Source organism: Rhizobium sp. P28RR-XV (assembly GCF_012641385.1).
Lineage (GTDB): Bacteria > Pseudomonadota > Alphaproteobacteria > Rhizobiales > Rhizobiaceae > Rhizobium.
The window spans coordinates 43,856-57,027 of the sequence record NZ_JABAIG010000019.1 but is presented as its reverse complement, the minus strand read 5'-3'; the positions used below and the strand labels follow the sequence as shown (position 1 = coordinate 57,027).

Below are 13,172 nucleotides of genomic sequence, written 5' to 3'. Positions count from 1 at the left end.
CAGTGCCGCGGGCGGATGCGCCCGCGGCCACCATGACGAATGGAACGGCTTACTGGTTTTCCTTGGTCTGCCCCATGATTTCCTGGGCAGTGAAATTGATCCCGCAGGTGGGGAAGGAATTGCCAACGAAGAAGTTATCGGACTCCTTCGGATAGTAATCCTGGCCTTCTTTGAAATCAGGATCGGAGACGAGCGCCGTCGGCAGCTTGATCGCCTGCGGGATCACCTTGCCCTCAAGTGCCGCGATCGCGGTCTGGATCGCGACGGCGACCTGGGCGGGGCCAGTACCGGCGGAGGTGCACTTCAGGCCGTCGGCAGCATGGGCGGCGCAAAGCTTGCGGAAGCCGTTCTCCGTCTCGCCGCCGAAAGGCACGAAGGGATGCTTGGCATCGATCATCGCCTGCACGACGCCGGTGTCGCCGCCCTGCGCGGTGACGCCGTCGAACGGGCCGTTGGTGGCGATCGCATCCGCAGTCGCCTTCTGCGCGACGCCATCGTCCCATTTGCCGACGACTTCGGTCACGTTGAACTTCTTGCCCGAGGCGGCCAGCGTTTCCTTGATGCCGTCGTGGCGGTCGGTATCGACGGAGGTGCCAGCGACGCCGCGCACTTCGAGCACCTTGCCGCCATTCGGAATGTGCTTGACCAGCCAGTTGCCCCAGATGACGCCGAGGCCCTTCTGGTCGACGTTGACGTTGATCGCGTCCTTGGTGTCGAGCGTGTTATCGAAGGCGACGAGCACGACGCCCGCTTCCTTGGCGCGCTTGATGACCGGGCCGAAGGCCGTCGGGTTCTGCGCGTCGACGACGATTGCGTCATAGCCGGCATCGATGAAGTTGTTGATCGCCGAGATCTGGGCCGGAACGTCCTCGCCTGTCGAGACAACCTTGAATTCCTTCAGCTTCGCCTTGACGTCGGGCTGTGCCGCATAGGCCTTCGCCGTCTGCACCATCTGGATGCGCCAGGTATTGGCGATATAGCCGTTCGCGAGCGCGATCCGGTAGGGTCCTTCCTTCTTCGGAAACTGCAGGAACTGCGTGTCGGCTGCCCAAGGCGTCATGCATTTGGGATCGGCTGCCGGACCGGACACGACCTTTGGCGCCGCATAGGCGGTGGTGCAGAGCAAAGCGAGCATGGGCACGGAAAGGCACGCGAGCCCGATGGGCTTCGCTTTCAATCTCTTAAGCATGGATGTCCTCCTCCTCGGGCGGACCGAAGCCGCCCCTCCAATATGAATTGATTGGCATGCTTGGTCCGGAAGGCTCCATTCCCATCCATATCCGGAACGGCAGAAAGGTAGCATAGTAGACAGCGCTGTCAATTTCTATTTGCTAGCGCTGTCAACTGTGGCATAACTATACTTATTCTATTCGCTGCTGCAGAAATATAGAATTTCGGGGAAAATTATTCCATGCGCCGTGTAACATTGGACGATGTTGCAAGTTTCGCCGGTGTCAGCCCGATCACCGTGTCGCGTGTTTTGCGTAAACCCGATGCCGTTTCCGAGCCGCTTCGCAGGCGCGTCAATGCCGCCGTCAAGGAGCTCGGCTATGTGCCGAACATCGCCGCGAGCCGGCTGGCATCGGCCAGAACCCATGCGATCGGCGTCATCGTGCCGACGCTCTACAACGTCATCTTCGCCGAATATCTGCTTGCCCTGCACGAGGTGCTGGTCGATGCTGGCTTCCAGGTCGTGGTCGTCAACAGCCGCTATTCGGAGATCGAGGAGGAGAATGCGATCAAGGCGCTGCTCGGCCAGCGGGTCGAAGCCATCATAATAGCCGGCATTCACCACACTGCGCATGCGCGCCAACTGCTCGCCCATGGCAACTTGCCTGTTGTCGAGACCTTCGAGCTTTCGCCGGATCCGATCGACATCAATATCGGCATGTCGCAGGAGAGCGCCGGGCGCGCGGCAACGCGGCATCTGATTGCGCGCGGTTTTCGGCGGATCGCATTCCTCTGCGGCAACCTCGATCACCGCTCCCAATCTCGCCTCGATGGGTATCATCTGGCCATGTCGGAAGCAGACCTCGAAAACTTCGAACTGGTAACCCAGCAGCCAAGCCACAGTTCCATCGCGCTCGGATCCGCACTTTGCGCGGACATGCTGGAGCGTGAGCGGATGCCTGAAGCAATCTTCTGCACCGATGACAATCTCGCCCTCGGCGCTCTACAGGAGTGCCGCAAGCGCGGCATCGGCATACCAAACGACATCTCGGTTATTGGCTTTCATGACCTGGAGTTTGCAGCCTGTGCCTCTCCCTCGCTGTCATCGATCGCGTCGCGACGCTACGAGACGGGCAGGCTCGCAGCCGAAAAGGTGCTATCCGCAATCCATGCGAACACCCGCCATAGCCGGGAACAGATCGATCTCGGTTTCGAGGTGAAGCTGCGGGAGAGCACCGGTGGCTAGGTAATACCTGAATGAAGGGCCTTAGATTCACAAACGGCTCCTTGTAGAAATTTGAGGAGAGGTGCCTCGTTAGTATGCTCTTGAACGGATAAGAACCCGCGACCCTGTTATTACAATTTTCCTTGATAACAGATTGACTAGGCGAGCCAAGAATTTGGCCTGACTGAATTGACTGATTGGGGGCCGACTGCAGAATGTGCGGATTTTGCGCCGGGAAGTCTCAAGCAGACGTCTTCTCTGCCTGATCGTTAAAGCTTCAGGAGGCTTGAATGTAGGCGACGGACCGAAGGCAGGAATTGGGCAGTTCACCCACGTGATTGCCCTGCTCGCTGGCGCACCGCCTCCGGACAGGCGACGCCCAGCGCCACCTCAGCGGAGCTAGGCATCGCAACGGCTTAAGCTTGTGTCATGAATGCCTGTGTCGTGATCGCATTTGAGTAGAAAGGCGCGATGTCGTTGAGGAACGAGGTCTGCTGTTCCTTGGTGAAGGCCGCCGACGCGTCGTAGATGACGTTGGTGTGATAGCCGAGGTCGTGAGCGTTGCGCACCGTCGACTCGACGCACTGCCGCAGGGCGAAGCCCATGACGTAGATGTCGAAGATCCGGTTATTGCGCAGATAGCTGTCGAGCGTGGTGGCCGCAAAGGCGCTGCTGCCGCCGGTGCGCTCGCTGATGACATATTCGCCGTCACGAGGCTCGAACCCTGGGAAGAAATCGGTCTGCTCGCCGAGGAACGAGCCATAGTCGCGCACCATCTTGCGCAGCCCGTACTTCCCTTCGCCGAGCACCCGGTAGTTCGGTTCGAGCACCATCCTGACGTGGATGACCTCGATGTTGGGGCGACGGGCCTCTTCGAGGACCTTCTTCGAATTGGCGATCGCGGTGTCGATCTGCTCGCGGTCCTGGAACTGGCCGTTGATGCCGCCAGTGGGGGCCAGCCAGTCGTTCTGGTATTCGATGAGGATCAGCGCGCTCCTAGCGCCGGCTTCGTTGGTTGCGTGGTCGGTCATGTTGTTGTTCCTTCGTTGGATGATGTTCGGGTGCTCTCCCCTGCGGCTGGCGTCAGGCCGCAAGGAGAGCCTGATGCCGGCGCAGGTGCTCGCGGAAGCAGTCGGCATAGTCCTCGGCCACAGCGTTCCTGACGCTCGGGCGCGCCGCCAGTGCCGCCCGCCATGCCGAGACACGCGGGAAGCCTTCGAAGATCGCCTGCGACACGGCGGGATCGATGATCGTGAAATAGCGGAAGAGCGGGGCGTAGACCGCATCCACCATGCCGAAGTCGGCGCCGGCGAAATAGGGGCCCGGCCCGAGCTCGGCCTCCAACTTCCGGAGCCGGTTGCGGAACGCCGCCCGCTTGGCGTCCGCGGTCGCCGGATCGGTGGCGTTGAGAAACTGCCAGCCATCGGCCAGGGTCTGCGTGGCGAACTCGATCCACGCGCGCTGCCGAGCGCGTTGCAGCGCATCGTCGGGATACATCGCCGCGCCGCCCTGCGTTTCCTCCAGATACTCGCAGATCACCACGCTTTCGAAGAGGACGACTTCCTCGTCGTCGATCTGGTGCACCTTGAGCAGTGGAACCTTGCCGGTCGGCGACAGCGCCAGGAACCAGTCGGGCTTGGCCGAGAGGTCGACGTTGATCCGCTCGAACGGCGCGTTCTTCTCGAGAAGGACGATCGCGGCGCGCTGAACGAACGGGCAGAGCGGGTGGCTGATGAGTGTCAGGCTGGGGTCGGGCATGATGGCCTCTCGATGTGACGGCAATTCCGGATGAAGGAGCGGCGCGACGGTCAGATCGCCTGGCCGCCCGAGATGTCGAAGGTGGTGCCATTCGCCCAGCCCATGTCGTCGGACAGGATGGCTGCGACCGCGCCGCCGATGTCGTCGGGCTCGCCGACACGGCCGAGCGCGATGGTCCCAGCGACATAAGCGTTCACATTCGCATCGTCGCGAACCACACCGCCGCCGAAGTCGGTCGCGATAGCGCCCGGCGCGATCGTGTTCACGCGGATCTGCCGCGCGCCCAGCTCGACCGCCATGAACTTGGTCAGCGTCTGGATCGCCGCCTTCGCCGCCGCATAGAGGCCGTAGCCCGCCATCGTGATACGCACGAAGCCGGACGAGACGTTCAGGATCCGCCCGCCATCGGCGATCAGCGGGAGCAGCTTCTGCGTCAGGAAGACCGGGCCGCGCAGATGCGTGTCGATCAGCGAGTCGAACTGTTCCTCGGTCGCGTGGATCATCAGCGCGTACAGGCCCTGACCGGCATTGTTGACCAGGAAATCGAACTGCTCGCGGCCGAACCGGGTCTTCAGCGTCTCGGCGATCGTCTCGGCAAATGCCGGGAAGCTTGCCGAATCGCTGACGTCGAGCGCGATCATCGCGGCCTTGCCGCCCAGCGCCTCGATCTCCTGGCGCAGCGTATCGGCCTCTGCCGCGCCGCTGCGATAGGTGCCGATGATGGCGACGCCGCGCTTGGCAAGATGCAGCGCCATGCTGCGGCCGAGGCCGCGGCTAGCGCCGGTGATGAGTGCGATCTGCTTGGTCATGGTATGTCCTTCCTGGAGTGGTCTCGCCGGAATGCCGCACCGCCGCGGCGTCGTTCCGATACCAACCAGATAAGCTGGGCGGGCCGCGCCCGCCCGCCCAATGCTCTCAATCTATTGCCTGATTGTCTCAAGCTCTTTGCTTGCTCGAAAAACAATGCCATAGAAGGCTCATGATTGAGCAGCTCCAACCGCATATCGACCTCGCCCTGCGCCACGCGCGATCGGGGATGACCGTTACGCCGATCCAGCGACTGGAGATCGGCGTGGGGCAAGCGACATCAGGCACGGCGCCTTGCCTGTACCGTTCAATGATCTGCTTCATCCTGCAGGGTTCGAAGGATGTGGTGATCCACGATACTCTGCTGCGCTACGACTCCGCGCAGTATCTGGTCAGCGCGCTGGATCTGCCACTGAGCGGCCAGATCCACGATGCTGGTGACGGCCGGCCTTATGTCGCGGTTTCGCTCGTCCTCGACCCCGCATTGCTAGCCGAGGTCGCATCCACCATGCCGCCGGTGCGCGACGCCGATGCGCCTGGTATGGGCATCGCGATCAATACGATGACCCCGCCGCTCCGCGACACGCTGCTGCGCCTGCTCGCGCTGCTCGACACGCCGGCCGACATTCCGGTTCTGGCGCCGATGGCGGAACGCGAATTGCTTTATCGTCTCCTGCAAGGACCGAAGGGACGCCTGCTGCGCCATATCGCCCGGCCTGAGGGGGCGCTCGGCCGAATCCGGCGTGCGGTCGAATGGATTCGCGATCACCAAAACGCCCGGCTGCGGATCGAAGCCCTGTGCGACGTAAGCGGGATGAGCCGCGCCAGCCTGCACCGCCACTTCGTTGCACTGACCGGACTAAGCCCGATCCAGTATCAGAAGCAGCTTCGATTGCAGGAGGCGCGACAACTGCTACTCTCCGGTGACCGGACTGCTTCAGATGTCGCCTTTGCCGTTGGTTATGAAAGCGCCTCGCAATTTAGTCGCGAATATCTCAGGCAATTTGGCGCCTCGCCGGTGCGCGACATGCGGCAGCTCCGGCAGACGATCGGCAGCTCGGCAGCGGCGTAATCGACCATCGTGCATCGTCTGTGTGATGCTCGTCCGCCGAACGAACGTCTGCTTACGAGAGTTGGCGAGGCTGCAATCGACGACCGAATAATTGGTTAAGGGTTTCGGGTGCCGGAGGCGTACGAAAGCCTCTCATGCAGGAACCCGCGGTCGTCAGACTGTGAGCTATGGGGTTTTGTGGAGGGAAGCGTCTGGCTGACCGCCGATCGCAGCGACGGTTGTCAGTCCCAACGTGTCCGGAGCGGTACTTGCCGGTGTGATTGCCGAGATATCCGTGGTGCGTGAGAGCAGGTTTGCTCCGCTAAAGGCCCTCACCATAGGGGCTGGCGCATAGTTTTCCGTTGGCCAGCACTGCTGTGAGCAGACCATATAAATGATCATTTCATGCCGGGTCATAAGGTATTCTCCCGGTTTCTTGTTGCCTCGTCTGGCGGTGCACGAGGCTGCCGCCAGCGCTTGAACACCTCTATTACGATCATGCGCCCGCCGCAGCATGGGCATTGCGGTCGGAAGTCGATCGGTTCGTCCTCCTCCACGTCAGGGGGCGACGGTTCAGCGTGGAGGAGTTCGCGGGCGTGGGCGATGTTGGTCTTTCGAGCGCTGCCGGCAAGCAGACCGTAATGCCGGATGCGGTGGAAACCGCGCGGCAAGACGTGAAGCAGGAAGCGACGGATGAACTCGTCGACCGCAAGCGTCATGACCTGCTGTCGATCGCGGCCGTCTCGACGGTAATTCTTGTAGCGGAAGGTGACGTCCGTTTCGTTGAACGCGATCAGGCGACTGTTCGAGATTGCGACCCGGTGCGTATAGCGAGATAGATATTCAAGCACAGCTTCGGGCCCCGCAAAGGGCGGTTTAGCATAAACGATCCAACGTTTCCTGCGTACTGGCGACAGGTGCCGGTGTCGGCCCCTATTCCAAATGGTTGCAGCAATAGAAGATGCTTGTCACTAACGGCACCTTGGGATGTGCATCAACTCTTGACTTTCGTCAGCCTCCCGTCCGTACGGAGCTTTCTAAAATGCCCCATGTTCCAAAGTATGCCCATCTTGAAAACGAGCGCCGATTTTTCGTTGAGCATTGTCCCGACTTGTCGTCGGTTCCATTTCGGTTGATCAACGACATCTACGTGGAAGGTACCCGGTTAAGGCTTCGAGCGATTACTAGCAGTGACGGATCTTCGACGGAGTTCAAGCTGTGTAAGAAGTATCCATCGGATAGTGCCACATCCAGTCCCATCGTAAACGTATATTTGACTGAAGACGAGCACAGGCTACTGTCGCGGTTGCCGGGACGAGCCCTTCATAAGCGGCGATACCGTCTCGATTTTGGGGAGGTGACGTTCGCAATTGACGTCTTTCAGGGCGAGCTTGAGGGCTTGACATTGTGTGAGGTTGAAAGTCCGTCCCCGAAAGAATTGCTGAATTTTACGCTACCGCCTTGGGCGGCAGTCGAGGTGACGAATGATCCCTTTTTCACTGGCGGAAAATTATCTGGCGTTACGAGAGGTGAGCTTGTTCAAAGAATATCCATGTTGCCCCGTCGAAGGGGCGCTATGTGATAGTTTCTGCTTCGCGCAGCTAATGATATTTTTCCAAACCTCCGATCGGCAATTGCCGTAGAACGATAGATCGTTAAATTCTAATGGGCGTGCGGCAACACTCTTCGCGTTCTGCGATGTTTTATTTAAAAGTGTAAATCTCGCCTCCTAAAATTGATCCTGCTTCAAAAGACTAGCGACGATATCGCTCGCAATCCGACCAAAACCAACATGGGGAACGCCATGGCGCAAGGGAAAGTCAAGTGGTTCGACGTGAATAGGAAGTACGGCTTCATAAAGCCTGACGACGGCGGTCCAGATGTTTTCGTGCATCTGAGTGAAGTGATGAAGGCGAAGTTGCCTCACCTGCGACCAGGCGTGTCAATTGCCTATACTCTTGAGATTGAGGACGGCAAAAGGTCGGCAAAAGAGCTCTCGCCAGCGACTATGAGCGTTGATCCAAAGTCTCCCGCCCAAATAATGAAGGAGCCGCCAAACGATTTTGCGGATGAATTCGAACAGGAATGGGGATTACGGCAAGCCTGAAGCCGGCACAGCTTTTTGCGTTTAAATTCTGGTGTTGCCTTGTCTTTTCACCCGCTTGAACGATAGGTCGACTTCTCTTGGCCAATGCGCTTGCAACCATTATCTGTAGCCCAGACCTTTTTGTTTCGCGCGTGAGGTTCTACGTGGCATATGATTGGGACGGCGTTAGAACACGGCGTATCAAGATATTGAAGTTCGGTGTTTCGCTCTTGATCGGCCTATCTCTCTTGGCTGGCCCTGCGATATTGCTCGTCCGGGCTCACCCCTAAAATTAACGGGTTGGTCGAATCGCACCTCGGCATTCTGGTAGGCTCTTGAGCATGGAGGACGTCGTCCAATTAGGGGCGACGAGATTCACGACCTCCCCTTCCCGCTGGATGCGGCCGTTGATCGCCATCATGCTGGAACCGAGCACCACCTGCTGCGGCGTTCGAAAAGTGTCGGCCAGACGACGACATTGCCTGGCCCCGTTTCGTCTTCGATGGTCAGGAATGTGACGCCCTTGGCCGAACCAGGTTTCTGACGCACCAGCACGAGATCCGTTGTCATCAGCAAACGGCCGTCACGGGTTGACATCGCCTCCTCGTAGGTGGCGATATCGCGGGCGGTCAGATCCTTGCGCAAAAAGGCAAGCGGATGTTGGCATAGCATCAGGCCGACATGACAGTAGTCCTGAATGACGTTGTGCCCTCTGTTTGGCGAAGGCTGACCTCCGGCCCCGCTGCTCGGCACCGGTCAAAGCGGAAGAAGAGCTTCGGAAAGCGTGCGTTCGCGGCTTGCGGAAACGTCTTCCTCCCTTTTGACCGGTCGTTTTTCCTGTGATATCTCTCATCTATTCTAATGAGCAGATCCATACTGCATGCCTAAACTTTTGCATCAGGTCTCCGCCAGGAACGGCAGAGCATCTCGTTAAATTGCAATGTTCCGAGGTAAGTTATGGTTTCTTCTAAAGATCGTTCACGATCAAAACAGCAACCCAATGAGGGTGCCGTTGATCTTTCCCATCATCCACTCGTTGAGCGCCTTTATCAGCAGGGTGAGGGTGAAGCCGACCAAGTCGCGCTCGTTGGCTTTTTGGGACCGTCGAAGAAAGCCAATTTCATTCGGCTTTACCTAAGTCTGAGCTTTGATAGATTTATTGAGATCCCCGTCGGAGACATTGTGCTGACTCAAGCCGTCGACGCACAAGATGAAAATAGTCCATCGCGCCTCTTTGTTCGCCGTGATGCCAAGCTGGATCTCGTGTACACGGAGACACAAACGGTCGAAGCAAGGTATCTGCGGGGAAGGATTTCGACCGATTACCTTACTGGTTCGTCGTCATCGTCAGGTCTCAATGGCAATTTGGCTTATGGCGGACGAGCCGGGGTAGAGAACGCATTCGCAGGGAATACGTTCGAGTTGGGCTGCTATACACTAGCCGGCAGTCTGTGTCTGACTTGTACTAAAACCTTTATATGTCCGCCGGAAGTGTTATAGCGCCGCCATCGCTAAGGACTATCCTGGATGTCGATAGCGCGACGACTTATTTGATCGAGCAAGGGTTGATCGATACGACGGCAGTCCTGGATAGGGCGTTGACAATAACGGAGGGCGCGCGGCGAAATCGACATCTCCGCGTTGAGATCTCTGGTATGCCCGGCTTTCTGGTGAAGCAGTCGAATGGCCCCTCCGAAAGTCCGACCACACTCCGAAACGAGGCAGCGTTCTATCTTTTCTGTCATGAGCACCTGACTGGCGCTTCCGTACTGAATATACTCCCGCGCTTCGTCCGCTTCGATGAAGACCGCTCCGTCCTTGTACTGGAGCTCTTGAGTGAGGCTATGCCGCTCTGGCAGCATTATCTCGCCCAAACTGATATTCCTCGACGACCAACCGTCGATCTCGGTCGTGCTTTGGGCTCATGGCATGCCGCCTTTCGCTTGCGGAGCCCGCTTTCAGATAACTCTCTCAAGTGGTTGCCGACCCATCTCCCACAGATACTGCGCATCCATCGACCAAGTATCGATTGGCTCGCTGACATAAGCGCTGGCGGTTATGAGATACTTCGTATCCTTCAATCCCGCAGGCGCTTGATGCGACAGCTGGATAAGCTTTCGAGCGCATGGACACCGAATACCATTATTCATGGGGACATAAGGGCGGACAATATATTGGTCATTCCATCTCAACCTGAATCAGTCCAGTTGAGGCTGGTGGATTGGGAGCTGGTTCAGTACGGAGATCCAGCTTGGGACCTTGCAGGGGCGTTTCAGGATCTCCTTCTTTTCTGGATCAGTACAATCCCAGATCTTCCAGAAACGTCGAATTCCGACCTCGAACTGCGGACGGCGCAGGCGCACTATCCCTTGGCTGTGATCCAAGCAGCACTTCGCGCCGTATGGCACGGCTATCGGGAGACCGCCGACCTACGATCCGCTTCCATGCATTTTGTCCTATCGCGCGCTATTCAATTTTCGTCCATCCGGCTCATTCAAGCAGCCTTAGAAGCTACTCAAGGCGGCGGCCCTCTTCCTTCAAAGGCGGTCCTGCTACTGCAGATCGCATCGAACATCCTGGATGATCCGGCGACCGCTCAGGTAAGACTTTTTGGCATTCCGCAGTCGGTGGCGGCCTGATGGTAAGTCTTCATCCGGACCTACTCGCGATGGCTGAAGCAGCGGAGGTTCTTTCCCCGACCACCTATCGCGTGCTTGGGAGCGTCAGGAACCTTGAATGCACACTCACCGCAATCGATCACGGTGATCGCCACCTTAACACACGATCCCAGATGGTGCGGGCGCTACAGGATGATCTCTATGTTCAACTGTACGTCCGGCCGACGCAAGCTGCCCCATCACACGTTAATACCTTCGCGCAAAGAAGCTTGGTCAACACCTTGTCTTCTGTCAACGGCGGGCGCGGAGGATGGGAGAGCGGATGGATCATGGTGGAACAGTCGAAAGGGCGGGATGGCTATGCAGCGATGCGAAAAGACGGGGTTACATTCATGGTGCCAAGAAACGATATTCGCGGCCACTCAGGCCATCTTCAAGCGGGCGAGCTTTGTCGCGTGCGAATTGGCAAGGAAATCCGTAATCTCATGCCAGGCTATTATATCGCTATCGGTGATGGTGATCCCGGGCATGGCACGCGCGCGAGTGCGAGTGTGAATCCCGCACTGATGCGCCTCTATTGGCACTTGACCGCCCAGGGGGCAGTTCCGTTCATCGAATCGGTGACGAAACATCTAAATTCCGCGAGAGTACCTTTTCGCGCCAAGGTACTCAATGCCGCAGAGGCTTACTGTCGGGCTGATGCTGGCGTGCTCTATTTGGAACGTCGCTGGTATCGCCAGTCCACCGACCTGCTAGCCTGCGTATATAGGGACGTAGCGACGGTTTTGCGTGCAGAAACCCCGATGTTTGCTCGACCTATCGAGAACGGATTGGCTGCGGCCGAGGACCCGGCCAATGGATTGAGCTTTGGGCAGGATCGTTGCCATATCGTTGCCGGGGCGCTTTGGGATGCGTTCGCGCAAGGCAAGACGAGCGTGCATGCCCGCGCGCTCGCGATTACTGCCGCCATGCGCGCCGCAGATCTCAATCCCTTGCGTCCTCACTTAGGCCCGCGATCACAAGATTGTCATAGGCTTAAGGCGGCACTCCGCGTTGCAGAGAGCTGAAGGAACGAAACTCTGATCAAAAGGGCTGGAACGTGACAGTCTTCCTGGACGCCGCGGCTGCAATTGGCCGAACAATCTGTGATACAGCCTATTGGGATCGAACGCAGTCGCGCTGCAATTGGGTCGGTCGCGTTGCGAGCGGTCCATTATCGGGAGTGGAGGGGATGGTTCCGAAGGCCGCCGCGCTCAGCGCTGACTTGTACGGCGGGACGAGCGGAGTGGCGCTTTTCCTCGGTGAATTATTTGGCCAAACCGGAGAAACAAAATTCCGGCGGGCGGCAATTGGCGCGATCAACCAAGCAATACACCAAAGTAAGAGCCAGTCTCATGACCCTCAGGGCGCGTCACCCTTATCATTTTTCAGCGGGTCGCTTGGCGTCGCCTATGTCGGTTGTCTGCTGGCGAAACTGACCAGCTGCGAAGAGGTCTTCGATCTTGCGATCATGCTTTTGAGGCTGGTTAGAGAACGACAACGTGCATCAAGGCCACTGGACCTGATCGGGGGAAATGCGGGAGCGATACCAGCGCTACTAGCGCTTGACCGAATGGGCGTCGGCGAAGGTTGCAGGGAGCTAGCCACGAGCCTTGCTGAAGAAATTTGCGAAAATGCCACGCGTGAAAACAACTTCGCGATCTGGCAACCAAAAATAACGAGTGGTGCCGATGTAGCGTCTGCCCCCCTTACCGGATTCGCTCACGGCGCTGCCGGCATCGGACTTGCTTTGCTCAAAGCATATGCCGAAACTGCTCGACGAGATTTTCTCGAATATGCACGCCTTGCGTTTGCATACGAAGACGCTCACTTTAATCCAGCTCTCGGCAATTGGCCGGACTTCCGACACGTCTCCGAAGCAGGAAAAGGAACTCCATATGCCGTGGCCTGGTGTCACGGTGCGGCTGGGATTTCACTCTCTCGCCTTTGCGCGATGTCACTCGATCCTGCGCGTCGAGATGCGCTCGCGACGGAGGCACGTGCGGGTCTGCGCACGACAATAGATGCGGTTTTCCATCGCACTCGACAGGGTTTTCAAGACGCAACCTTGTGTCACGGCGTAGCTGGGCTCAATGAGGTACTTTTGACTGGTGGAATCGTTCTGGGTGAAGAAGGCTATGTGGATCAGGCGCGAAACACCGCTCTGGACTTAATTGATAGACATTCAACAAAGGAAAACTGGCCAACGGGGACCGGGGGACCGACACCCTCGCTTATGCTAGGAACGGCCGGGATAGGTCATCATCTACTTCGTATCAACGCTCCGCGAGACGTGCCGATGATCCTCGCGCTGACCCAGAGGCGGCCAGCGGGTAGCGCTCATATTTAATTGAGGAGCAGCGGAGCGACCAATATTTGCCACCGCCCTTGTAAAGCCGAGTTGGGGCGGCCTGCTTG

General features: G+C 58.2%; 11 protein-coding genes and 2 pseudogenes. 7 read left to right on the top strand and 6 right to left on the bottom strand.

From position 1 onward, the window contains the following. Positions 1-49: 49 nt before the first annotated feature. Positions 50-1,189: a sugar ABC transporter substrate-binding protein gene (locus HGP12_RS29795; protein ID WP_168843375.1), complete on the bottom strand. Its 1,140-nt coding sequence runs from the start codon at positions 1,187-1,189 to the stop codon at positions 50-52. A 222-nt stretch (positions 1,190-1,411) separates the two neighbouring features. On the opposite strand from HGP12_RS29795, the gene HGP12_RS29790 reads away from it, so the two are divergent. Beyond that, a complete protein-coding gene (locus HGP12_RS29790; protein ID WP_168843376.1) occupies positions 1,412-2,416 on the top strand; it encodes a LacI family DNA-binding transcriptional regulator in 1,005 nt (334 codons plus the stop codon). 395 nt (positions 2,417-2,811) lie between these two features. Here the strand turns inward: HGP12_RS29790 and HGP12_RS29785 are convergent, their stop codons facing one another. The 3 genes from HGP12_RS29785 to HGP12_RS29775 are packed head-to-tail and all read right to left on the bottom strand — an operon-like array spanning position 2,812 to position 4,962. Then, positions 2,812-3,426 carry an isochorismatase family cysteine hydrolase gene (locus tag HGP12_RS29785; protein ID WP_168880035.1) on the bottom strand — a complete coding sequence of 205 codons (615 nt, stop codon included), beginning with the start codon at positions 3,424-3,426 and terminating at the stop codon, positions 2,812-2,814. Positions 3,427-3,478: 52 nt separating this feature from the next. After that, entirely contained in the window at positions 3,479-4,153 is a 675-nt protein-coding gene (locus HGP12_RS29780) for a glutathione S-transferase family protein (RefSeq protein ID WP_168880034.1), read from the bottom strand. Positions 4,154-4,203: 50 nt separating this feature from the next. Continuing rightward, positions 4,204-4,962: an SDR family NAD(P)-dependent oxidoreductase gene (locus HGP12_RS29775; protein ID WP_168880033.1), complete on the bottom strand. Its 759-nt coding sequence runs from the start codon at positions 4,960-4,962 to the stop codon at positions 4,204-4,206. Between the two features lie 170 nt (positions 4,963-5,132). Here HGP12_RS29775 and HGP12_RS29770 point away from each other — a divergent pair, with 170 nt between their 5' ends. Next, positions 5,133-6,032 (top strand): AraC family transcriptional regulator, encoded by a 900-nt coding sequence (locus HGP12_RS29770; RefSeq protein WP_168880063.1) that lies wholly within the window; start codon positions 5,133-5,135, stop codon positions 6,030-6,032. Between the two features lie 392 nt (positions 6,033-6,424). Here the strand turns inward: HGP12_RS29770 and HGP12_RS29765 are convergent. Next, positions 6,425-6,931, bottom strand: a pseudogene (locus tag HGP12_RS29765) (transposase); the annotation flags it as partial. Positions 6,932-7,815: 884 nt separating this feature from the next. Here HGP12_RS29765 and HGP12_RS29760 point away from each other — a divergent pair. Beyond that, complete coding sequence (locus HGP12_RS29760) at positions 7,816-8,118, top strand: cold shock domain-containing protein (protein WP_168880032.1); 303 nt, start codon at positions 7,816-7,818, stop codon at positions 8,116-8,118. A gap of 343 nt (positions 8,119-8,461) precedes the next feature. Here the strand turns inward: HGP12_RS29760 and HGP12_RS29755 are convergent. After that, positions 8,462-8,808 (bottom strand): annotated as a pseudogene (locus HGP12_RS29755) (OB-fold nucleic acid binding domain-containing protein); the annotation flags it as partial. 246 nt (positions 8,809-9,054) lie between these two features. Between HGP12_RS29755 and HGP12_RS29750 the strand changes: the two are divergent. From HGP12_RS29750 to HGP12_RS29735, 4 genes are all read left to right on the top strand, one after another. Further along, positions 9,055-9,597, top strand: a complete 543-nt coding sequence (locus HGP12_RS29750; RefSeq protein ID WP_168880031.1) for a hypothetical protein — start codon at positions 9,055-9,057, stop codon at positions 9,595-9,597. Then, a complete protein-coding gene (locus HGP12_RS29745) occupies positions 9,576-10,736 on the top strand; it encodes a phosphotransferase (protein ID WP_281408526.1) in 1,161 nt (386 codons plus the stop codon). Before HGP12_RS29750 ends, HGP12_RS29745 begins: the two co-directional genes overlap by 22 nt. Continuing rightward, positions 10,736-11,782: a T3SS effector HopA1 family protein gene (locus tag HGP12_RS29740; RefSeq protein ID WP_168880029.1), complete on the top strand. Its 1,047-nt coding sequence runs from the start codon at positions 10,736-10,738 to the stop codon at positions 11,780-11,782. Before HGP12_RS29745 ends, HGP12_RS29740 begins: the two co-directional genes overlap by 1 nt. A gap of 164 nt (positions 11,783-11,946) precedes the next feature. Continuing rightward, the gene (locus HGP12_RS29735; protein WP_168880028.1) at positions 11,947-13,104 is read left to right on the top strand and encodes a lanthionine synthetase LanC family protein; all 1,158 of its coding nucleotides are present in this window, start codon (positions 11,947-11,949) and stop codon (positions 13,102-13,104) included. Positions 13,105-13,172 lie beyond the last annotated feature (68 nt).